Source organism: Paenibacillus sp. B46(2026) (assembly GCF_056786355.1).
This window is the reverse complement of the sequence record NZ_CM165907.1, coordinates 5887391-5913634: the sequence shown is the minus strand read 5'-3', so window position 1 is coordinate 5913634 and position 26244 is coordinate 5887391. Positions and strand designations below refer to the sequence as shown.

Sequence of the window (26244 nt, the reverse complement as noted above, 5' to 3'; positions counted from 1 at the left end):
GCGGTCACTTCATTTTTAGGGGAGGTACGAATGAAATCTTTATTTGAAAAGGAAGAACGGTACTGGAGCAGCAAGTTTGACGACGATGACAGCCTGAGCTTCCTTCCCTACAGTCAATCCTCCAAATTATCTGCGGGTGGCGAAGTTGCGGCAGAGCCGGACTTGCTTTACCGTACCCTGCCGAGTGAGCTCTCGGAGAGAATTATTCGCCTCGCCAATGGTTCGGATCTGGCTTTGTACATGATTGTTTTGGCAGGAGTAAAAAGCCTGCTGTTCAAATATACCGGGCAGGATCAAGTACTGGTCGGCATGCCTTCTTATAGCGGGGACCCGGACGTGACTCAGCCGCCACATGACATCCTGTTGATCAAAACGTCCGTACGCAGCCAGACTACGCTGAAAACGCTGCTCGGGGGCATCAAAGCCTCCATCGGCGAGGCGCTGGAGCATCAGCATCTGCCTTTTCGGAAAATGGTGGAGCCGCTCCATCTGGACTATACAGGGGAAGGCGTTCCAGTCGTTAACACCGTTGCATCCTTCGCACCGATTCATCCTGAACCGCTGGGTAACCGGGTGGCGGCAGATACGGTTTTTCGATTCGACCGCCAAAACGACTCTATCGAGCTGGATATAAGCTTTGACCGGAATCGATACGAACGGGCATTTGTGGAACAGGCGGCCGACCATCTTGTTCGGCTTCTGTCTGTGCTTGTATTTCAGCCGGATCTGGAGCTTGGACAAGCCGATGTGCTTTCCTTGGACGAGAGGGATACATTGCTGAATCGATTTAATGACACCGAAACCGGGTTCGAGCGGGGGAAAACGATTCACGGTTTGTTTGAAGAACAGGCGGAGCTATACCCGGACAACGTGGCCATTGTCATGAACGAACGGCAGCTGACCTACCGCGAGCTGAACGAGCGATCCAACCGGCTTGCGCGCAAGCTGAGGGAGACGGGACTTGAAGCGGACCAACTGGTAGGGATTCTGGCCGAACGTTCGCTCGATATGGTTGTCGGCATTCTGGCGATTCTCAAAGCGGGCGGAGCCTACGTGCCTGTCGATCCCGACTACCCGGAGGAGCGCATCCGCTTCATGATCGAGGATTCGGGTGCACCGTTATTGCTGATTCAAAAGCATTTGCATGAGAAGACCGACTTCGCAGGAATGCGCCTTGAAATAGATGATTTCGTTTGGAGCGACAGCGGGGCGGACTCGGAAGGTGCGCTGGACGCTTCGAATCTGGAGCCAATTTCCGGGTCGGAGAACCTGGCATATGTCATCTACACGTCGGGAACGACCGGCAAACCCAAAGGCACGTTGATCGAGCATAAAAACGTTGTACGCCTTTTGTTCAACGACAAGAACCTGTTCGACTTCGGGCGGTTCGACACGTGGACGCTGTTCCACTCGTTCTGCTTCGATTTCTCCGTCTGGGAAATGTACGGAGCGCTGTTGTATGGAGGCAAGCTGGTTATCGTACCGCCGCTCACGGCGAAAAATCCGACCGAATTTCTGGCGCTGCTGGGCCGCGAACAGGTCACGATTTTGAACCAGACGCCAACGTACTTCTATCAGCTGCTGCGTAAGGTCTTGGCGGATCATCCATACGATCTGCGGATTCGCAACGTCATTTTCGGCGGCGAAGCGCTCAGTCCGCTGTTGCTCAAGGGCTTCAAGACGAAGTACCCGGAGACAAAGCTGATCAATATGTACGGCATTACCGAAACGACGGTTCACGTGACGTATAAGGAAATTACGTGGGTCGAAATGGAGGCAGCGAAGAGCAATATCGGCAAGCCGATTCCAACGTTGAGGGTGTACGTCCTGGATGAAAGCCGAAGCCCAGTGCCGATCGGCGTAGCGGGCGAAATGTACGTGGCCGGGGAAGGCCTTGCGAGAGGATACCTGAACCGTCCGGATCTGACGGCGGAGAAGTTCGTCGATTCCCCGTTTGCAGAGGGGGAGAAGCTGTACCGTTCGGGAGACTTGGCGGCCTGGCTGCCGGACGGCAACATCGAATACCTGGGCCGGATTGACCACCAGGTGAAAATCCGCGGTTACCGGATCGAGTTGGACGAAATCGAGACGCAGCTTCTGAACGCCCAGGGCGTGGAAGAAGCGGTGGTACTCGCCCGGGACGACGCGAACGGCCATAAGCAACTTGTTGCTTATTACGTCGCGGAAACAAAGCTGGCGGCGAATGAACTCAAGGAGCAGCTCGCCCAGCAGCTTCCGGGGTATATGATTCCTGCGCATCTTGTGCAGCTTTCGCAGATGCCACTGACCGCGAACGGAAAAATTGACCGCAAAGCGCTGCCGCTACCGGAGGAGGCCTCGGCTGGAGGAGCGGAATATGTTGCGCCGAGAACACTGCTCGAGATGAAGATCGCCCGTGTCTGGCAGGATACGCTTGGCATTCCACAGGTCGGCGTAAAGGATAACTTTTTTGAGCTGGGAGGCAATTCCTTAAGTCTGATGAGGCTCGTTCAAGCCGTTTACGATGAAACGGGCATCGAAATACCGCTGAATCGCCAATTCCATCATGTAACCGTTGAAGCCATGGCTTTTGGAGAGGAGGATCTGGGTCTGGATAAAGGGGGAGACTCCTTCATTAAGCTGAATAAAACAGGGGATCTGAACGTGTTCTGCTTCCCTCCAGGCAGCGGCTTCGGCATCGGTTACCGAGAGTTTGCAAGCAGGTTAGACGGCCGGTTCGTGCTTTACGGCATTGATTTTATCGACGATGCCACCGATTACGAGACCATGCTAAACCGTTATGTGGATGAGATTGTTCGCATCCAGCCTGAAGGACCTTACGTGCTGCTCGGTTACTGCTTCGGAGGCAACCTGACGTTCGAGGTAGTCAAAACGATGGAAAGAAGAGGGTATTCCGTAACGGACGTGCTCATGGTGGACTCGTGGATTAAGGACACACTCACGCCTTATGAAACGTCTGAGAAAGAGCTTGAAGAAATGCTTGCGGATTTCGACGAAGAAGAGAAGGAATTAATGAGCAATCCGCTCGTGCGGGAGCGTGTTCATCGGAAGATCAAAGCCACCTTGACGTACGAAGCGCAGCTTATTAATTCAGGCACGATAACTGCCCGGATTTACGAACTGATTGCGAAGGACAGTGAAGCGTTCCGCCTGGAGCACCAGTTGCCGTCCTGGCAGAGGGCAACGACGCAAGCTTACGCCGATTACCGGCTGGAGGGCGCACACGAGGAGTTACTGGAACTCGCGCGCGTGGACGAAACGGCCGTTGTCATCCGTGACATCTTAGTGCAAATCAAGCGGCAGATCGAAGCAGAGGCCGGGGTCCTGCATGGGAGCTGACCGGCAGACGTCTGTTCAAGAACAACGCACAGCGGCGCCTTCCAAGCGCCGAACCGCTTATGCCACCTGGAAAGCGTTCCGCTGGCTGATGTCCTATGTAAGCCGTCACAAAGGCTGGATGATCGTCGGTATCCTGTCCGCAATTGCCGCTGCTGTTATTGAGATATGGACGGGACGTTTGGTCGAGCAGCTGACCACACAGGCCGAGAGTGGGGCGGGGGCAAACGTTCTGCAAATCGTGTACACGGTCTTTGTGGTCATCTTGATCGGTGTGCCGGCGAAGTTTTTCATGAGCTTCGGTGTGGAGCGAAGCAGTGCCTCTGCGGTGCAGGATATCCGCAACCATGTCATGCGTCATATCGGCAAACTCCCGGTCCCCTATTTGGAAAAGCAGCACTCCGGCGACGTGTTGTCGCGGATCAACAACGATCTGCAGCTCATCCAGCAATTTATGATTCGGGACCTCGCCCAGTGGTTTTATCATCCGCTATTATTTATCGGCTGTTTCGCTTATTTGATGTATCTCCAATGGGAGCTGATGCTGTACAGCCTGCTGTTATTTCCCGTAGCACTGCTGGTTTCCCAATGGATCGGCAAGCAGTTGGAACAGTTGACGGAGGAAGCCCAGGCGAACATGGGCCGAATGAACATCAACCTCCAGGATACGCTTGGAGGGATACCTATTGTGAAAAGCTATCTGCTATCTGGTATGTTATCTCGCTCCTACCAAGTGTTACTGCAATTGACGGCTCAAAAAAAGCTGGCCGTTAAAAAGCGGGAAGCCTGGGTCAACCCGCTGCTTTCTACGCTGATGATCAGCCCGATCATTTTCGCCGTCAGTTACGGTAGCTATTTGATCTACAACGGGCAGCTAGGCGCGGGAGAACTGATTGCTTTCCTGTACTTGCTTAATCTGTGTCTGGAGCCGCTGGAGCATATTCCCGAACTCATCACGCGCACGTTCGAAATGACCGGTGCCCTGAGAAGGGTCTCCGAAATCGTCGAGCAACCGACTGAAACAGAAAATGGCCGTTTGCTTCCAAAAGCGAGCGCCGCCCCCATCCAGTTTCAGAACGTAACCTTCGGGTATGAAGAGAGTTCTCCGATTCTGCGGAATGTGAGCTTCTCGGTGCCGGAAGGCAAGACGATTGCACTTGTCGGAGCGAGCGGCGGAGGGAAGAGTACGGTGTTTAAGCTGGTATGCGGCTTTTATCCACTTCCGGAGGATCAGGGCGAGATCCGCGTGTTCGGAAGCCTGATCCACGGCGCTGATCCGGAGCAGCTTCGGTCTCATTTTTCCGTGGTAACCCAAGATTCATATTTATTTAGCGGTACGATCGCCGAAAATATCGGCTATGGGCGGGAAGAAGCGTCGATGGACGAGATTATCGAAGCCGCCAAAGCCGCTCAGGCTCATTCTTTCATTATGCAGCTTGAGGGCGGCTACCAGACGTATGTCGGAGAGCGCGGCGGCTTTTTGTCCGGTGGGCAACGCCAGCGCATAGCAATGGCCAGGGCTTTTCTGAAGGATGCTCCCGTTCTGCTGCTGGACGAGCCCACATCGGCTCTTGATCCGGAGTCGGAAAGCGCGGTTCAGGAAGCGCTGGGCGTATTGATGAAGCAGAGAACGACCATGGTTATTGCCCACCGGCTTTCTACGGTACAAAACGCCGATGAAATTTGGGTTATGGAACAAGGAAATATTGTCGAAAAGGGCACTCATGAACAATTGCTCGAGAGGAAGGGACTGTACGCCCAGTCGTACTACCAGGAATTTACCGAGTCTGCCGAACGCAGGGAGGTGTCGTACACATGAAAAAGGGCGGAAGGCTCTCGCAAGTGAAAGAACTCGGTTACTTGCTGACGTTTATGAACCGCAAGCGCAAAACCCAGTACGCGATTGGCCTTGCTGTAACGGCGCTCACCCAGACATTGTTTCTGATCGCCTTCAGCTTGGTCGTACATAACTTGGTTGATTTCGCCGTGTCCCGAGATACGTCCCTGATGGTGGAAGCCTTTATTATTTTGGGCGCGGCCCTGTTCTTGGAAAATATCATTTCTCCCTGGTTCATTTACTTATATCAACGCAGTGTCGAGCTGACTGTGCTGAATATCCGCAAACGTCTTTATGACAAGCTGTGCCGGGTGCGGCCGAGATTCCTGGAGCAGACGCACCATGGGGACTTGCTGTCGCGGGTGAACAACGACGTAACGACCGTTGAGTTTACATTCTCGCAGGTTTACTTCGTTTTGCTGCTTCAAGTTGTCTTCTGCATCGGCTCCATTGTTTCCATGGTGGTGATCGATTGGCGGTTTGCCGGCGTATCCTTCGTCATTCTGCTGCTGTCCTCTCTGGTCAGCCTGAAATTTGCACGGGATATTCGTGTCTTGTCCGAACAAGGCTTGCAAACGCTAGGTAAAATGACCGAAAAATTCAAAGATTTTATGGGCGGCATTCAAATTGTGAAGCTGTTCCGTATCCGCACGATTTACGGCCAGTACGAGGCGTTGAACGAACAAATGACGCAAACGCTTCGGCAAACGGCGAAAAAGAACGGTATGCAGGCTGCGGTGAACCATTTTATCAGCTACGTCACGTTTTGCGGGATCATCGTCATCGGCAGTCTTCTTTATGCCTACGGATTGATGGGAATGGGAAGCGTCGCCGCTCTGGCAGTTTTGCAAGTGAACCTGACGCACGCCTTGTTGAACTTGGGGATGGTTCTGTCAATGACCCAAAATTCGCTCGCGGGCGCTCACCGGATTCAAGAGGTACTAAGCGAGGAAGAGGAACCGGAGCGTCTGGGATCTTCTCGTAGCGAGCTTGTATCGGAGGCTGCTGTGGAGTTTCGCGATGTGGAATTTTCCTATCAGGCAGATAAAAAGGTACTTGTCGACATGTCCATGCAGGTGTTTCCTGGTCAGGTCGCTGCGATCGTGGGAGCCAGTGGCAGCGGCAAAAGTACGCTGATCAAGCTGCTGCTCGGCTTTTATCCTGTGGACAGCGGAGATATCCTGCTCCAGGGCAAACCGTTCGGCCATTACACGCTGGACGAAATTCGCAGGCAGATTGCATACGTTCCGCAGGAGCCGTTTTTGTTTACCGGCACGATTGAGGAAAACATCCGCTACGGCAACCCGGATGCAACGGATGAAGAAGTGGTTGAAGCGGCCAAAGCTGCGTACGCTCACCATTTCATTCAGGAACTTCCTGAACAGTATAAAACGCCGGTGGGAGAGAGGGGAGCGTCGTTGTCAGGCGGACAAAGGCAGCGAATTGCAATCGCCCGGGCGATTCTCAAAAACGCCCCGATTCTGCTGCTGGACGAAGCGACTTCTGCATTGGATAACGAATCCCAGCATTGGGTACAGCAAGCTCTGAACGTATTGATGAAGGGGCGGACCACCATTCTGATTGCCCATCGTCTCAGCACGGTGGAACATGCGGATTTGATTACGGTCATGAACCAAGGAACGGTCGTCGAACGGGGTCGCCATCAGGACCTGCTGGCGCTCGGAGGTTATTACGCGCGGCTGTACGGATAGACCCGCTTTACGGCGGGCGGCTTCCTGCTGCTATCTATATAAATTGAACTATTCATTTACATAAAAACGGAGAGGACAGAAAAAACCTGAAAAAGCGGAGCTAAAAGCTTTCTGAAAGAAAGCTGCATCGGAAGCATAAACCTCGCCTTTATCACCGGATTTTCCCTTTGAAAAAGGGATGCGAAAAAATCTGGGGATAACAGCGATTGGAAGGTTATTCTGTCATCGGAGTGTTCCGTGTAAATCATCTTTAGTTCAATTTATAGGTACAAAGCCTATCTACAAACAATCTCTAATACGGGAGTGTGTCGATGTGAGAGAGAATACGAACAAGCAATATGGATTAACGCAAGCCCAGCGCCGGATATGGTTCATGGAAATTATGAATCCGGGCACATCCATCACGATGCTTTCCGCGACCTACCAGATTACGGGCGAGATCGACACAAAGCTGCTGGAGCAAGCGGCGGCAGAGATTGTCAAAACCTATGACGCTTTCCGAATTCGCATTAGCGGGGATTTGCAAAATCCAACGCAGTGGTTCGAAGAGCCGGAGAATGTCCAAGCCAGGATAAGCCACCTCGAAATAGGCACAACCGAACAATTCTATGCTTGGGTGAAAGAAGTAACCGAAAAACCGGCCAGTGTGTTCGACGAACACCTCTATCAATTTACGGTGATCCATTTTGCGAACGGCCAAGTATGGCTTAATTTGACTGTAAATCATATCATTGCCGATGGCTTGTCCGTCACTGCTTTGCTGCATGCGGTGATGGAAAAATACCTGGAACTGCGCAAAGGCATCTTCAGCAGTTACCAGGCCCCTTCCTATCTGGATTATATTTCAACTGAGCATGAATATGAGCAATCGCAGCGTTATCAAAAAGGCAAGGAATACTGGCTGACCAAGTACAACACTTTGCCTGAAACGAGTGGCATTAAATCGGTTCCACCATTCTCGATTGGCAGCGAATCAAATAAACGTTCCATCACGTTGGATGGTTCCCGGTATGACCGCATTCTGGCTTTTAGCGAACAATATCAGGTCAGTTTATATACATTATTTTTGTCCGCCATGTACGTCTTATTGTATAAGCTGACCGACAGCACCGATGTGCCGGTCGGCACGGTTTTTGCCAATCGAACCAGCAAGAAGGAAAAAGAAACGATCGGTATGTTCGTCAGCACCGTGGCTACGCGGATTGGTCTGAATCCAGATGGGTCCGTGCTTTCCTTGATCCAAACGGTTTCCAAGGAAAATATGGCGGATCTGCGGCATCAGAAATATCCTTATAACCAATTGATCCAGGATTTACGCGAACAACACGGCCGCAACGATCTTTCGGAGCTGTTCCGCACGTCTTTGGAATATCTGCCTTTGAAAATCGTGGAGTACGAAGAAATCAAGGTACGCCTGGAGGCTCACTTTGCCAGGCACGAGATGGATGATTTGCTGCTGCGCTTCGACCATATGCTGAATGAAGGCCATGTCATTCTCCATGCTTCCTATCGTACCGGCCTGTTCGAGACGGCCGAGATTGATCGCATTATGGAACAGTATGTAACCGTTTTGGACCAGTTTCTTGAGACTCCCGAACTGCGGGTACGCGAGATTTCTCTACTGAGCGATGAGGAGAGACACCGTATTCTGGGCGTGTTTAACCCGCCGGTGGCAGCACTGAGCGAGGGAGAAGCGTTTCATCGGTATGTTGAAAAGTTTGCCCGAGACATTCCGGATCACCCGGCAGTCGTTTACATGGACAAAAAGCTGACCTACAGCGAATTGAACGAACGCGCCGAGCGGCTGGCCTCGCTCCTTCGTGAACAGGGCGTAGGAAGGGAGACGATTACGGGGATCTGGGCGGATCGCTCGGTGGAACTGCTGGTCGGGGTGCTCGCCGTATGGAAAGCCGGCGGAGCTTATGTACCGCTGGACCCCGATTATCCAGCGGAGCGGATTGAGTACATGCTCAGCGATAGCGAAGCATCGGTGCTGCTTACGCAACGTCATCTGTTGGAGGGGGCCGGAGGTTGGTTGGCCGATGACCGTCTGAAGCTTCAAGCTGTCTATGCGATGGACGATGAACAGATGTATAACGGGGATACCTCAGCCGTGGAATTTGAATCTGCTGACAATGCCCCGCAAGACTTGGCTTATGTGATTTACACCTCGGGTACGACGGGACGCCCAAAAGGTGTCATGATCGAGCATGGTAGTCTCATGAATACGGCGGATGCGTACCGCCGCGAGTACCGGTTGGATCAGTTCCCGGTGCGGTTGCTGCAACTGGCAAGCTTTTCGTTTGACGTGTTCGTTGGAGACATCGCGCGGACGCTGTACAACGGAGGAACAATGGTAATTGTGCCAAAAGATGACCGGATTGATCCGCACCGCTTATACGGCTGGATTCGGGAGCAAAACATTACGGTATTTGAATCGACACCTGCGCTCATCCTGCCGTTCATGCAGCATATTTATGAAGAAGGTCTGGACGTCAGCTCCATGCAGTTGCTGATTACCAGCTCGGATGCTTGCAGTGTCACTGATTATCGATTGCTGCAGGAAAGATTCGGCGGACAATTCCGCATCATCAACAGCTATGGCGTTACCGAAGCGGCCATTGACAGCAGCTTTTACGATGAGCCGCTGGACAAGCTGCCATCGTTGGGTCATGTGCCGATTGGCAAAGCCTGGCTGAACGCCCGGTTTTACATTGTCGATGCCGGGTTAAAGCCGGTTCCTGTAGGGGTTCCGGGTGAGCTTGTCATCGGCGGCGCCGGGGTGGCGCGCGGGTATTGGAACCGTCCGGACCTAACCACCGAGAAGTTTGCAGACAGCCCGTTTGTGCCTGGCGAACGTCTGTATCGGACAGGAGATTTGGCCCGCTGGCTGGAAGACGGCAACGTTGACTTCATCGGCCGAATCGACTATCAGGTGAAAATTCGCGGGTTCCGGATCGAACTCGGCGAAATTGAATCGGCCCTGTTGCGTTTCCCGGGTGTCAAGCAGGCTGTGGTGACTGACCGTACGGATGAGCAGGAGCAAAAGTATTTGTGCGGTTACGTGGCGGCGGATGCTTCCGTGCAGCTGAGCGATCTGTTGTCCCAATTGAAACAAGAGCTGCCTGCGCATATGGTTCCGGCACGGCTGGTGTCTCTTGATAAGCTTCCGCTCACACCGAATGGAAAAGTTGACCGTAAAGCGCTACCTGAACCGACCGGAGAGGTAGAAGTGGGCCGTGAGTATGTGGCTCCTCGTACAACGCTGGAAACAAGACTTGCGCTTATTTGGCAGCAGGTGCTGGGTATTGCGCGAGTTGGAGTCCATGACGATTTCTTTGACCTTGGTGGTCATTCCTTGCGAGCCTCCGCGCTTGTTTCCAAGATTCGAAAAGAGTTGCAAGTCGAGGTTCCGTTGCGGGAGGTTTTCCGCTACACCACGATCGAACAACTTACTCAAAGAATTAGCGGTTTAAAGCAGCAGGAGACGTATGAGATTACAAAGGCGGCAGAGGCTGAGTACTATCCGGTTTCATCCGAGCAAAAGCGTCTGTACGTCCTGCGCCAGCTTGACGCAGCCGAGCGTAGCTACAATATGTCGGCGGCGCTTCTTCTCGAAGGCAAGCTGGACCGCACGCGCGTAGAGTACGCGTTCCGGGCGCTGATTCAGCGCCATGAGACGCTGCGTACCGGGATCGAGCAGGTTCAAGGCGAGCTTGTGCAGCGCATCTATGACGAGGTGGAGTTTGCTGTAGATTATTTCCAGGTGAGCGAGGGAGAAGTGGACCAAGTGGTGGAAGCATACTTTCACCCGTTTGATCTGACCAAGCCGCCACTTCTTCGCATCGGCCTGATCGAACTCGCCGAGGATCGCCACATTCTACTGTTCGATATGCATCACATCGTCTCGGATGGCATCTCGACAGCGTTGCTTTTCGACGAGTTCAGCCGCCTGTATCGGGGTGAGGAGCTGGCTCCGTTGCGTATTCAATACAAAGATTATGCCGTTTGGCAGCATTCCGAAGCCTACGGGTTGTTGATCCAGCCGCAGAAGGAGTACTGGCTGGAACAGCTGTCGGGCGAGCTGCCTGTATTGGAACTGCCGACGGACTTCCCGCGGCCTGCGGTGCAAAGTTTTGACGGCCGGACCGTGAAGTTTGATATTGGGAAAGAACGGACGGAAAAGCTGAAAGAACTGGCCGCAGGGACGGGAACAACCCTGTACATGGTGCTGTTGTCTGCTTACTCCATCCTTATGCATAAATATTCGGGTCAGGAAGATCTGATCGTGGGAACGCCGATTGGGGGAAGAACGCAGGAAGAAGTGCAGCCGATCGTAGGCATGTTTATCAACACGCTGGCCATTCGCAGCCGTCCGGAGCGTTCCAAGCCGTACCTTTCGTATCTGGAAGAAATCAAGGACATCACGCTCGGGGCTTTCGAACACCAAAATTATTTGTTCGAAGACTTGGTGGAAAGTCTTCACATTCCGCGCGCGACTGGTCGGAATCCGCTCTTTGATACGTTCTTCTCCCTGCAAAATACGGAGAACGAGCAAATTATTATTGAGGGGCTGGAGCAATCGTTTTATCCATTGGAAAACCGAACATCCAAGTTCGAGCTGCTCCTGGACATTTCGGAGCTGGACGATCAGCTCGAATGCCGGTTGGAGTACGCTACGGCTTTGTATAAACAGGAGACCGCGGAGCGGTTCGCCAGACATTATGACAAGCTACTCGAAACTATCGCAGCAGCGCCAGACAGGGATATTGCCTCGCTGGAAATGCTCACAGAGGAGGAAATCCGCGAGCTGGTGCGCGGTTTCAATGATTCGGAGGCGGACTACCCGCGGGAGCAGACGATTCACGGCTTGTTTGAAGAGCAGGCGAAGCTTTACCCGGACAACGTGGCCGCCGTCATGAACGAGCGGCAGCTGACCTACCGCGAACTGAACGAGCGATCCAACCGCCTTGCGCGTAAGCTGCGGGAGACAGGAGTTGAAGCGGATCAGTTGGTAGCGATTCTGGCCGAACGTTCGCTTGATATGGTCGTCGGCATTCTGGCGATTCTCAAAGCGGGCGGAGCCTACGTGCCTGTTGATCCCGACTACCCGGAGGAACGCATCCGCTTCATGATTGAGGATTCGGGCGCACCGTTATTGCTGATTCAAAAGCATTTGCATGAGAAGACCGACTTCGCAGGAACGCGCCTTGAATTGGGCGATTTCGTTTGGGGCGACAAAGGGGCGGACTCCGCTGGTGCGCTGGACGCTTCGAATCTGGAGCCAATTTCTGGCCCGGGTAACTTGGCTTATGTCATCTACACATCGGGAACGACCGGCAAACCCAAAGGCACGTTGATTGAGCATAAAAACGTCGTGCGCCTTTTGTTCAACGACAAGAACCTGTTCGACTTTGGGCCGTCCGACACGTGGACGTTGTTCCACTCGTTCTGCTTCGATTTCTCCGTCTGGGAAATGTACGGAGCGTTGCTGTACGGAGGCAAGCTGGTTATCGTACCACCGCTTACGGCGAAAAATCCTGCTGAGTTCCTGGCACTGCTGAGCCGCGAACGGGTCACGATTTTGAACCAGACGCCAACATATTTCTACCAACTGCTGCGTGAGGTTTTAGCGGACCATCCGTACGATCTGCAGATTCGCAACGTCATCTTCGGCGGCGAAGCGCTCAGCCCGCTGTTGCTCAAGGGTTTTAAGACAAAGTACCCGGAGACAAAGCTGATCAATATGTACGGTATTACCGAAACGACGGTTCACGTGACGTATAAGGAAATCACATGGATGGAGATGGAGGCAGCGAAAAGTAATATCGGCAAGCCGATCCCAACGCTGAGCGTGTACGTTCTGGATGAAAACCGTCGTCCTGTTCCGATCGGCGTAGCAGGCGAAATGTACGTAGCCGGGGAAGGCTTGGCGAGAGGATACCTGAATCGACCGGATTTGACGGCGGAAAAGTTCATTGATTCCCCGTTTGCGGAAGGGAAAAAACTGTATCGCTCAGGCGACTTGGCGGCCTGGCTACCGGACGGCAACATTGAATACCTCGGCCGGATCGACCATCAGGTCAAAATCCGCGGGTACCGGATCGAGTTGGACGAAATTGAGACGCAGCTTCTGAACGTGGAGGGTGTGGAAGAAGCGGTGGTGCTCGCCCGTCAGGACAGCGGGGGCGAGAAGGCGCTTGTTGCCTACTTTGTGGCGGACCGGACGCTTACGGTTAGCGAAATGAGAACCTCGCTGGCCCAGGGAATGCCGGGATACATGATCCCGTCGTACTTCGTGCAGCTGGAACGCATGCCGCTGACGTCCAACGGCAAAGTGGACCGCAAAGTATTGCCGGAGCCGCAAGGCGGCTTGCAAACGGGCGTCGAATACGTAGCGCCGCGTAACCTTACGGAGTCCCGGCTTGTGAAGATCTGGGAGGAAGTGCTGGGTTACTCCGGCATTGGAGTCATGGACAGTTTCTTCGAACTGGGAGGGCATTCCTTGCGGGCGACAAACCTTGTCAGCAAGATTCGGAAGGAAATGAACGTTGAACTTCCGCTGCGCGATGTGTTCCGCTATATGACGGTAGAGTCGATGGCCGGGGCTATTGCCAGCTTGGATGAATCAGAGCATAGCTCGATTCCAAAAGCGGAAGAGAAAGCGAACTATACGGTTTCCTCTGCTCAAAAAAGGCTGTATATCCTGCACCAGCTGGATAGCTTGGAGCTGAATTATAACCTCCCAAGCGCCTTGCAATTGGAAGGGGCTTTGAACGAGGCCAAAGTAGAAGATGTGCTGACTACTTTGATGGCCCGGCACGATATGTTGCGCACCGGTTTTGAAATCATGAATGGGGAGCCGATTCAGCGTATTCACCCGCTCATCGCTTTCAAGATCGAGAAGATTCAAGCAAGCGAAGATCAGGTTGCAGCCATTCTTGAAGGCTTCATTCAGCCTTTTGACTTGACCCAGCCGCCTTTACTGCGCGCCCTGTTGATTGAATTGGAGAAAGAAAAATTCTTGCTCGCGCTGGATATGCATCACATTGCTTCCGACGGCCTTTCCATGGACGTGCTGCTGCGCGAATTCGTGCTGCTGTACAATGGGGAAGAATTGCCGGAGCTGCGAATTCAGTACAAGGATTACGCCGTTTGGCAGCAATCCGAGGAACAGCGTCAACGCATCAAACGACAGGAGGAATACTGGCGCGGGGTATTCAGCTCCGAGCTTCCGGTTCTTGAGCTGCCTCTTGACTACTCTCGTCCAGCTGTTCAACAGTTTGACGGTCAAACGCTCACGTTTAGGCTAGATGCGGAGAAAGGCGAGGCTCTCAAACAGCTTGCCAGCGATTCGGGGGCAACGTTGTACATGCTTCTGCTGGCTGCGTACTCTGTATTACTTCATAAATACGCGGGACAGGAAGATATAGTAGTTGGCACTCCGATTGCCGCTCGTTCTCACGCCGACTTGCAGCCGATAATCGGCATGTTTGTCAATACGCTGGCCCTTCGCTTGGGTCCGACGGCAGAGCGGACGTTCATGGATTACTTGCAGGAAGTGAAGGAAACGACACTTGGAGCCTTCGAGCACCAGGACTATCCGTTTGAGGAACTGGTAGAAGCTCTTCAGGTGACCCGGGATTTAAGCCGAAATCCGCTGTTTGACACCATGTTTTCTTTGCAAAAGCACGAAAGCCTGGATTTAACTCTTGAAGGCTTGCAATGGTCACTGTTTGACATCGAGGAAAAGACGGCGAAGTTTGATCTTAGCTTGGATATCGTGGAAGAGGGTAACGAGTTGGTTTGCAAGATCGAGTACGCTACCTCGTTGTTTAGACAGGAAACGATGGTACGGCTGGCGGGTCATTACGAGCAGCTTTTGGCGTCGATCCTGGCTCAGCCGGGAGCGCGGATTTCGGATTTGGATATATTGACGAACAGCGAAAAGGATAATTTATTGGTCGGGTTTGACGTGTCGTCTTCGGCTCTTGCGAAGCAATACACCGCAGAGGGTACAGGTTTGGAAGCAGATGAGTCGTGGAGAGGGAGAACGTTCCACGAGCTGTTCGAGGAGCAGGCGGAACGCACTCCGGGAGCGCTGGCGGTTGTATATGAAGACAGCAAGCTGACGTATGCGGAGCTGAACGCCAAAGCGAATCGTCTGGCGTATGTACTGCGGGAACGTGGGGTGAAGCCGGAACAGGTGGTTGGCATTCTGGCCGACCGTTCGGCCGAGCTGCTGATCGGGGTGCTCGCCGTATGGAAAGCTGGAGGTGCTTATGTACCGCTTGACCCCGACTATCCAGCGGAGCGGATCGAATATATGCTCGCGGACAGCGGGGCATCGGTGTTGCTTACGCAGACCTGCCTGTTGGAGCAGGCGGAAGCTTGGCGCAGCGACGGAGCTTTAACGCTGCAAACGGTGCTTGCACTTGATGACGCCGCGGCGTACAGCCTAGGCACGGTGGAAACAGCTGTAGGCGTACAAGCTTTGGGCGAAGCAGATATAATGGCGGAGGCTTTGGCGCAAGTGGCAACGGCTGCTGTCGAAACATCTGCCACGGCAGAAGCTGAGCAGAACGTACAAGCGGAGGATCTCGCATCAAATCCGGCAAATGTGAACAAGCCAGGCGATCTGGCTTACGTCATCTACACCTCCGGTACGACGGGCCGTCCTAAGGGCGTGGCAGTGGAACACCGCAGCTTGGTGAACACGGCGGCGGGATACCAGCGGGACTACCGTCTGGATCAGTTCCCGATCCGGCTGCTGCAACTTGCCAGTTTCTCGTTTGACGTGTTCGTTGGTGACATTGCACGGACGCTGTACAACGGTGGAACCATGGTCATCGTGCCGAAGGAAGACCGGATTGATCCAACCCGCCTCTATGGCTGGATTCGCGACTACGCCGTGACGGTGTTCGAATCAACTCCGGCGCTGGTCGTGCCGTTCATGGAGCATGTGTATGCCGAGGGTCTGGACCTCAGCTCGATGCAGCTGCTGATCACAAGTTCGGATGCGTGCAGCGTAGCGGATTACCGCACTTTGCAGGAGCGCTTTGGCTCGCAGTTCCGTATTATTAACAGCTACGGTGTAACGGAAGCGGCGATAGACTCCAGCTTCTATGACGAGCCGATGGAGAAGCTGCCGAACATGGGCAGTGTGCCGATCGGGAAAGCGTGGCTGAACGCCAAGTTCTACATTGTGGATGCAAATCTGAAGCCGGTGCCGATCGGGGTGCTCGGCGAGCTGGTTATCGGCGGAGCGGGTGTGGCCCGCGGTTACTTGAACCGCCCGGATTTGACGGCGGAGAAATTCGTAGACAGCCCGTTCACCGCTGGGGAGCGGTTGTACCGGACGGGTGATCTGGCACGCTGGATGCCTGACGGCAACGTAGATTTCATCGGCCGAATCGACAATCAGGTGAAAATTCGCGGTTATCGGATCGAGCTTGGTGAGATTGAAGCGGCTATGAAAAATGTTGCCGAGGTGCGTCAAGCACTTGTCATCGACCGGACGGACGAGCGGGGGCAGAAATATTTGTGCGGGTATGTCGTAGTGGATTCCGGCTTCGATCGGGAAGGTCTTGTGGCCCATCTGGACGCCGTACTGCCTTCTCATATGGTGCCTTCGCGCATCATGTGCTTGGATCAACTGCCGCTTACACCTAACGGCAAGATCGACCGCAAAGCGTTGCCTGTGCCGGAAGGAAGCATTCGTGCCGAGGCTGCATACACGGCGCCGTGTACTCCTGCCGAGCAAGCACTCGCGTTGGTTTGGCAGTCAGTGTTAGGTGTGGATCAGGTTGGCACCATGGATAATTTCTTTGCGCTTGGTGGAGATTCAATTAAAGCTTTACAGGTATCTTCTCGTCTTTTGCAAACGGGGTACAAGCTGGTCATGAAAGATTTGTTCCATTACCCGACGATTTCCGCCCTTAGTTTGCGGTTGCAAACGGCGGAGAGAACGGCAAGCCAGGCCGAAGTGACGGGAGAGGTTATCCTGACCCCGATTCAGCGCTGGTTCTTTGAACAAAATCCGGCCGATGTGCATCACAGCAATCAGGCATTCATGCAGTTCTCCAAGCAAGGCTTTGATGAAAAAGCTTTACGCCAAGCGGTGCGTCAGCTTATCGTGCATCACGATGCTCTTCGTACGGTTTATCGTCAAACCGAGAATGGTTATATCGCCTGGAACCGAGGCGCCGGGGAGAACGAAGTGTTGTTCGATCTGGAGGTTGTCGATTTCAAGGGAGCCCGCGACGTGAAAGAAGCGGTAGAGGCTAAGGCAAATGACATTCAAGTGAGCATCGATCTGGAAAACGGTCCGCTGGTGAAGCTTGGCTTGTTCCGCTGCGACGACGGCGACCATCTGCTCATCGCAATCCATCACTTGGTCGTAGACGGCGTATCCTGGCGGATTCTGCTTGAGGATTTTGCTGCCGCCTATGAGCAGGCGCTGCAAGGGCAGCCGATCCGTCTGCCGCTCAAAACGGATTCCTTCCAAACGTGGGCGAAACAGCTCGCTGATTATGCGAACGGGCCGGCGATGGAAAGTGAGAGAGCATATTGGCAGTTTATCGAGCAATTGGCCCATGAGCCGCTTCCAAAAGATTTTGAACAAGGAAAATCCAAGCTGAAGGACAGCGGGCTCGTAACCGTTCGATGGACGGCGGACGAAACCGAACAGCTGCTGAAGCAGGCTCACCGTGCTTACCATACGGAAATGAACGATTTGCTGCTTGCCGCGCTGGGCCTCTCAGTACAAGCTTGGAGCGGTCAGGAACGCGTTCTGGTGAATCTTGAAGGCCACGGCCGAGAAGAACTTTTGCCAGATGTGGACATTACGCGCACGGTAGGCTGGTTTACAAGCCAATTCCCTGTCGTTCTGGAGTCGGGTCACGCTCAGTCACTCGGTCATCAGGTGAAACAGGTGAAAGAAAACTTGCGCCGCATTCCGAACAAAGGGATCGGCTATGGCATCCTGCGTTATTTGTCGGCGCCGCGTGACGGAGAGTACTTCGCTTTGGAGCCGGAGATTAGTTTTAACTATTTGGGTCAGTTCGACCAGGATTACGAAAGCAGCAGCTCGCAGCCGTCTCCGTTCAGCTCAGGCTCCGATTCAAGTCCGAATGCTGTGATGGATTATGTCCTTGATATCAACGGTATGGTGTCGGAAGGCGTGTTGGAACTCACGATCCGTTATGGGGAAACTCAGTATCAACGGGAGACGGTTGAGCGTCTGGGCACCCTGCTTCAATCGAGCTTGCGTGAAGTCATCAGCCATTGCGTATCAAAAGAGCGGCCGGAGCTTACCCCTAGTGACGTACTGCTTCAAGATGTGACGGTGGAGGAACTGGAGCGGCTGTCCGAACATACGGCGGCACTCGGCGAACTGGAGAATGTATACACCCTGACCCCGCTGCAAAAAGGGATGTTGTTCCACAGCCTGTTGGATGCCGATTCGGAAGCTTACTTCGAACAGGTGACCTTCGATCTGTATGGAAGCCTGAATGTGGAAGCCTTCACCCGCGGATTGGATACGCTGGTGCAGCGGAATGAGGCGCTGCGGACCAACTTTATTACCGGCTGGAGAGACGAGCCGATTCAAGTGGTATTCCGCGAGCGGAAGTGTGAAGTGTACTTTGAAGATATTCGTTCTGCAAGAGATGGACACCCGGAGAAGACGATAGCCGATTTTGTCAGCGCGGATAAAGCGAACAAGTTCGATTTGGCCCAAGACTCTCTTATGCGTGTGACCGTTTTGCGCACAGGAGACGAGTCCTACCATGTGATTTGGAGTCATCATCACATTTTGATGGATGGCTGGTGCATGTCCTTCATGATCAAGGAAGTGTTCGACACGTACTTTGCGTTTCAGGAGAAGCGAACGCTAGAGCTTCCTCCGGTTACCTCGTACTCCCGGTATATCGAATGGCTGGAAGCTCAAGATGTAACGAAAGCTTCGGGGTACTGGTCGGAGTATTTGGCCAATTACGATCAGCAGACCAAGCTGCCGCAGGAGAGAACGCAGCTGAAACAGCATGCTTTTGAAATGGCTGAAATCGATGTGGAACTCAGCAAAGGATTGACTGGGCAAATTGAGCGTGTGGCGCGCCAGCAGCAGGTAACACTCAACACGTTTATGCAGACTGTATGGGGACTGGTCCTGCAGATATACAACAACAGCGAGGATGTCGTATTCGGCTCCGTTGTATCCGGGCGTCCGGCGGAAATTCCGGGCATCGAAAGCATGATTGGCCTGTTTATTAATACGATTCCGGTCCGTATTCAAGGTAAAGCCGAGGAGACGGTAGCCGATATTTTGAGAAAAACCCAAGATCAAGCGCTGGCATCGGGAGCATATGAAACGTTCCCACTGTTCGAAATTCAGTCCCTGAGTGAGCAAAAGCGCGACTTGATCAACCATATTATGGTCTTTGAAAATTATCCGATGGAAGAACAGATTGAGCAGGTTGTCGGCGGAGGACAAGAAGCGCTGAAAATCGCTAATATCCAATCGCCGGAACAAACGAACTACGATCTGGACATTACCGTCATTCCGGAAGAGCATATTTTGCTGCGGTTTACGTACAATGCACTGACATTCAGAGAGCAAGACATTAGGCAGATGCACGGTCATTTTGCCCGTGCATTGGAGCAGGTTGCGGCTAATCCGAATGTTCGTGTAAATGAGTTAGAGCTTTTGACGGCGGCGGAAAAAGAAGAAATTGTCGGCGTGTTTAATCCGGTGCAGCCGGAAGTGGCTCCTGTGGCCGCCTTCCATCGCCTGTTCGAGGAACAGGCGGAACGCACACCGGAAGCGGAAGCCGTCGTCTACGAGAACGATCGGCTGACGTATGCGGAGCTGAACGAGCGGGCGAACCGCCTGTCGGCAACGCTGCGTGCAAGCGGAATAGGCCGGGAGACGATCGTTGGCATTCTCGCCGAGCGTTCGGTCGATTTGCTGGTGGCCGTGCTGGCCGTCTGGAAAGCGGGAGGAGCGTATGTACCGCTTGACCCGGATTATCCGGCGGACCGCGTGCGGTTCATGCTGGAAGACAGCGGAGCGAAGGTGCTGCTGACACAAACGCTGCTGCGAGAGCGTGCCGAAGCCTGGCTCAGCGAAGAGGAACTGGCACTGGCGACGGTGCTGTACCTCGACGATGAAGCGTCGTACAGCGAAGATCGGGCAAATGCCCCGATGGGCTCTGGTAGGGTTTCCGGTATAGTCTCCGGCAAACTAACGGGGACTGTGAACGACCGCAATGAGAGTCATCCAAATGATGCTGTCGGTATGGACAGCTTCCATGAAGCCCGTCCGGAGGATCTGGCGTACGTCATCTATACATCGGGAACGACGGGCAAGCCAAAAGGCGTGATGATTGAGCACCGCAGCCTGGTGAACACGGCAGCGGGTTACCGACGGGAATACCGGTTGGATCAGTTCCCAGTAAGGCTGTTGCAACTCGCAAGCTTTTCGTTCGACGTGTTTGTGGGCGATATCGCACGGACGTTGTACAACGGAGGCAGCATGGTCATTGTACCGAAGGACGACCGGATCGATCCGTCTCGTCTGCACTACTGGATAGAGCGGGAGCAAGTGACGATCTTTGAATCAACACCGGCGCTGATCGTGCCGTTCCTGGAGTACGTGCACGAGCAGCAGCTGGAGTTGAGCGGGATGGAACTGCTGATCACAAGCTCGGACAGCTGCAGCGTAGCAGATTACCGGACCTTACAGGAGCGGTTCGGCTCATCGTTCCGCATCATTAACGCCTACGGTGTGACGGAAGCGGCAATTGACTCCAGTTTCTATGACGAGGAGTTGACGAAGCTGCCGCAGACGGGCCATGTGCCGATTGGCAAAGCGTGGCTGAATGCGAAGTTCTACATCGTGGATGCGCACCTGAATCCGGTGCCGGTCGGGGTGCTGGGCGAGCTGGTCATCGGCGGCGTCGGTGTGGCGCGGGGGTACTTGAACCGTCCGGAGCTGACGGAAGAGAAGTTCGTGGACAGCCCGTTCGCCGCGGGCGAGAGGCTGTACCGCACGGGAGACCTGGCACGGTGGATGGAGGACGGTAACGTGGACTTCATCGGCCGGATCGACAACCAGGCGAAAATCCGGGGGTACCGGATTGAGACGGGCGAAGTTGAAGCGAAGCTGCTGAGTGCAGGTGGCGTGAAGGAAGCGGTCGTCGTCGTCAGGGAAGATCAAGAAGGTCAGAAAACGTTGTGTGCTTATTATACAGCGGAAGAAGGCTTGACGGCGGCGGACCTGAAGCGGGCAATTGCCAGCGAACTGCCGGGGTACATGATCCCGTCGTACTTCGTCGAGCTGGAGCGCCTGCCTCTGACGCCGAACGGAAAGATCGACCGGAAGGGGCTGCCAGCACCGGAAGGGGGAGTAGGTGGAGGCCGCGAATACGTGGCGCCGCGCACTGAACTTGAGGCAAAACTAGCCGCCATTTGGCAGGATGTGCTTGTTCGGGAGAAGGCGGTAGGCGTAACGGACAACTTCTTCGACCTTGGCGGACACTCCCTGCGGGCGACGACGCTTGTCAGCAAAATGCATAAGGAGTTAGGCGTCGAATTCCCGCTTCGCGACGTATTCCACTACTCGACGGTTGAGGAAATGGCTACGGCTATGGAGCGGCTGGAGATCGGCACGTTTACGGCTATTGCGGCTGCGGAACCTAGCGAGTATTATCCGCTCTCTTCTGCTCAGAAACGTCTCTATATCTTGAACCAGCTGGAAGGAGGCGAGCTGAGCTACAACATACCGGGAGCTATGCTGCTCGAAGGGCAGCTCGACCGGCACCGGTTTGAAGAAGCGTTCCGCGGGCTCGTAGCTCGTCATGAAACGCTGCGTACCGGCTTTGAGATGGTTGAAGGCGAAGCGGTTCAGCGGATTTACGAAGAGGTCACCTTCCAGGTGCAATATGTGCAGATCAGCGGGGAGCAGGCGGAAGAAACGGTGCGCCAATTCGTTCGTGCGTTTGATCTAGCGAAGCCGCCACTTCTGCGGGTGGGCATTGCCGAACTCGCGCCGGACCGGCACATTCTGATGTTCGATACACATCATATCGTATCGGACGGCGTTTCAATGGACGTACTGATCGAAGAGTTCGTGCACTTGTACAGCGGGGAGCCGCTCAAGCCACTCCGCATTCAGTACAAAGATTATGCAGTATGGCAGCAATCGGACGAGCAGAAAACGCAGCTTGCCAAGCAGGAAGCCTACTGGATTGACATGTTCCGCGGAGAACTGCCAGTTCTGGAAATGCCGACGGACTATCCGCGCCCGGCTATGCAGAGCTATGAGGGCCGCACGCTGCAATTGTTTATGAATATTGAGAAAAGCGAAGGTCTGAAACGGCTTGCAGCTGAAAACGGCGCAACGCTTTACATGGTTCTGCTTGCGGCATATAACGTGCTTCTGCATAAATATTCAGGTCAGGAAGACGTGGTGGTTGGTACTCCGATTGCGGGCAGAAATCATAGCGACGTTCAACCGCTGATCGGGATGTTCGTTAATACATTGGCCATCCGCAGTTACCCGGCTGCCGGTAAAACGTTCCTTGACTACTTGAAGGAAATCAAGGAGACAACGCTGAGTGCTTTTGAACATCAGAATTATCCGTTTGAGGAACTGGTGGATAAGGTAAACGTGGCTCGTGATTTAAGCCGTAATCCGCTGTTTGATACGATGTTTGCTTTGCAGAATACAGAAAATGTGGAAATCCAGCTTCCGGGACTGCATCTGTCGACGTATGCCAGCGAAGAAATTGTGTCCAAATTCGATCTCAGCTTGGACGTTACGGAGATTGAGGACGGCTTGGAATATCTGTTTGAATACGCCACGGCTCTATATAAAACCGAAACGGTGGAGAAATTGGCTGTTCACTACTTGCAGTTGCTTGAATCCATTCTCCGCAACCCGTCGGCGACGATTGCCGAGCTTAACTTGTTAACGGCAGAGGAAAAAGAGCAGATTGTCGGCGCGTTTAACCCGGCGCAGCCGGAAGTTGCTCCTGTGGCAGCGTTCCATCGACTGTTCGAGGAACAGGCGGAACACACGCCAGAAGCGGAAGCCGTCGTATACGAGAACGATCGGCTGACGTATGCGGAGCTGAACGTGCGGGCGAATCGCTTGGCGGCTACGCTGCGCGGAAGCGGCATTGGCCGAGAGGAGATTGTTGGCATTCTCGCCGAGCGTTCGGTCGATTTGCTGGTGGCCGTGTTGGCCGTCTGGAAAGCGGGAGGGGCGTATGTGCCGCTTGACCCGGATTATCCGGCGGACCGCGTGCGGTTTATGCTCGAAGACAGCGGAGCGAAGGTGCTGCTGACACAAACACCGCTGCGAGAGCGTGCCGAAGCCTGGCTCGGTGAAGAGGAACTGGCACTGGCGACGGTGCTGTACCTCGACGATGAAGCATCGTACAACGAGGAACGAAGCAATGCGCCAATGGGCTTCGGCCAAGGCTCTAGCAGTGCTCCCGATCCAGTCAACGGCAAGCTAACGGGGGCTGTGAACGGTGGTGGCGAGAGTTATCCAAATGATGTTGATATTGTCGGTATGGACAGCTTCCATGAAGCCCGTCCGGAGGACTTGGCGTATGTCATCTACACGTCGGGAACAACGGGTAAGCCCAAGGGTGTAATGATCGAGCATCGCAGCCTGGTGAACACGGCAGCGGGCTACCGACGGGAATACCGGTTGGATCAGTTCCCGGTGCGACTGCTGCAGCTCGCAAGCTTCTCGTTTGATGTTTTCGTGGGCGATATCGCACGCACGTTGTATAACGGAGGCACCATGGTCATTGTACCGAAGGACGACCGGATTGATCCGTCTCGTCTGCACCACTGGATAGAGCAGGAGCAAGTGACGATCTTTGAATCAACACCAGCACTGATCGTGCCGTTTATGGAATACGTGCATGAGCAGGGGCTAAAGTTAAGCGGTATGGAGCTGTTGATCACAAGCTCGGACAGCTGCAGTGTAGCGGATTACCGTACCTTGCAGGAGCGGTTTGGCTCGTCGTTCCGCATTATTAACGCCTACGGTGTGACGGAAGCGGCAATTGACTCCAGTTTCTATGACGAGGAGTTGGCGAAACTGCCGCAAACAGGCCATGTGCCGATTGGCAAAGCGTGGTTGAATGCGAAGTTTTACATCGTGGATGCACATCTGAATCCCGTACCCGTCGGAGTGCTGGGCGAGTTGGTTATCGGCGGCGTTGGGGTAGCACTTGGGTACTTGAACCGTCCAGAGCTGACGGAAGAGAAGTTTGTAGACAGCCCTTTCACCGCAGGTGAGCGGTTGTATCGCACGGGAGATTTGGCGCGGTGGATGCCGGACGGTAACGTGGACTTCATCGGCAGGATCGACAACCAGGCGAAAATCCGGGGATACCGGATTGAGACGGGGGAGATCGAGTCGCAGTTGCTGAGTGTAGGTGGTGTGAAGGAAACGGTCGTCATTGTCAGGGAAGATCAAGAAGGTCAGAAAGCGTTGTGTGCTTATTATACAGCGGAAGAAGGTTTGACGGCGGCAGACCTGAAACGGGCGATTGCCAGCGAGTTGCCGGGTTACATGATCCCGTCATACTTCGTGGAGCTGGAGCATTTACCTCTGACGCCAAACGGGAAAATCGACCGGAAGGCGCTGCCAGCGCCGGAAGGGGGAGGCCGCGAATACGTGGCACCGCACACCGAACTGGAGGCGAAACTGGTCGCCATCTGGCAGGACGTGCTCGGGCCGGTCACGATTGGCGTGACGGACAACTTCTTTGACCTCGGCGGGCACTCCCTGCGGGCGACGACGCTTGTCAGCAAAGTGCACAAGGAGCTGAGCGTGGACCTGCCGCTGCGCGATGTGTTCCGGCACTCGACCATTGAAGCGATGGCCGAAGTGATCAGCCAATTGGAGCAGCAGGAATTCCTCTCCATTCCGGTTCTGGATAAAAGGGAGTATTATCCGCTTTCCTCCGTGCAAAAACGGCTGTACATCCAGCAGCAGATGGAAGGCGCCGAGCTTAGCTACAACATGTCTGGCATGACGGTTCTCGTCGGGCACTTGGAGCGGAATCAATTCGAGGCGGCGCTCAAAGGATTAATCGCTCGTCACGAAGTTTTGCGAACCGGCTTCGAAATGGTCGACGGTGAACCGGTACAACGGATTTATTCGGACTTGGAGTTTGCTGTCGAGTATACAAAAGCGACGGAAAATGAAACGAAAAGCATTGCGGACGCCTTTGTACGTGTCTTTGATTTGGAGCGGCCGCCGCTGCTGCGTGTGGGCTTAGTTGAATGGGGAGCGGAACGGCATCTGCTTATGTTGGACATTCATCATATCGTCACGGATGGCATGTCGATGGGCATCTTCGTTGAAGAGCTGCTGCGCCTGTATAACGGTGAGACTCTGGAACCGCTTCGGATTCAATACAAGGAATTCGCCGCTTGGCAGCAGTCCGAACCTGTAAAAGAACGGCTGAAACGCCAGGAAGCCTACTGGCTGGACATGCTGGAAGGCGAACTGCCAACGCTTGAACTGCCTACGGACTTTGTCAGACCTGCCGCTCGCAGCTTTGAGGGAGATGTGCTGCCTTTCAGCATCGACAAGCAGATGACCGACAGCTTGCAGCGCATTGCCGATGAGAACGGTGCTACCCTTTATATGGTGTTATCGGCTGCCTATTCAATCCTGCTCAGCAAGTACTCGGGACAAGAAGACTTCATTGTAGGCACGCCGGTTTCGGGCCGCACACATGCCGACCTGGAGCCGCTCATCGGAATGTTTGTCAACACTTTGGCGATTCGCCATTATCCATCCGGGGAGAAGACATTCCTCGCTTACTTGAACGAAGTCAAAGAAACGATGCTGGGGGCCTACGACCACCAGGATTATCCGTTCGAAGAGCTTGTGAAAAAGCTGCAGGTGCCGCGCGATCAAAGCCGCAATCCTGTATTCGATGTCATGTTTGCACTGGAAACGAAGGAAGATAACGTTCAAAGCTTTGGGGATATCCAGATCGAATCTTATCCGGAAACGCATGCGGTTTCCCAATTTGACCTTACCTTGGTCATTTCGCTCTTGGATGAGGGAATGAACGGGCAGTTTGAATATGCGACCAAGTTGTTTACGCGCAATCTGATCGACAATTTCGCTCAGGATCTGCTCATGATCATCACCCAAATTGGCGAACAGCCTTCGGTGTTGTTAAAGGATATTTCCCTGAACGGGCAATCCGAACAGGAGCAAGATGTGTTAGAGGCTATTGATATTATTTTCTAATCCTTCACCCAGCTTGGGTGTATGCCGTATTATTTTTGGTGCATTTCAGTATACGGTTAGTA

The 26244-nt window shown here is 53.8% G+C and carries 4 protein-coding genes; all 4 read left to right on the top strand.

Annotated features, from left to right (window positions below; all coding sequences use genetic code 11):
• The first annotated feature begins 30 nt into the window (after window positions 1–30).
• On the top strand, window positions 31–3339 hold the full coding sequence (locus tag AC1S8V_RS26225; RefSeq protein ID WP_482071370.1) for a non-ribosomal peptide synthetase: 3309 nt from the start codon (window positions 31–33) through the stop codon (window positions 3337–3339).
• On the top strand, window positions 3329–5155 hold the full coding sequence (locus AC1S8V_RS26220; protein WP_482071369.1) for an ABC transporter ATP-binding protein: 1827 nt from the start codon (window positions 3329–3331) through the stop codon (window positions 5153–5155). Before AC1S8V_RS26225 ends, AC1S8V_RS26220 begins: the two co-directional genes overlap by 11 nt.
• Window positions 5152–6885 carry an ABC transporter ATP-binding protein gene (locus AC1S8V_RS26215; protein ID WP_482071368.1) on the top strand — a complete coding sequence of 578 codons (1734 nt, stop codon included), beginning with the start codon at window positions 5152–5154 and terminating at the stop codon, window positions 6883–6885. The genes AC1S8V_RS26220 and AC1S8V_RS26215 overlap by 4 nt, the downstream gene beginning before the upstream one ends.
• 313 nt (window positions 6886–7198) lie before the next feature.
• Entirely contained in the window at window positions 7199–26182 is an 18984-nt protein-coding gene (locus tag AC1S8V_RS26210) for a non-ribosomal peptide synthase/polyketide synthase (RefSeq protein ID WP_482071367.1), read from the top strand.
• Window positions 26183–26244 lie beyond the last annotated feature (62 nt).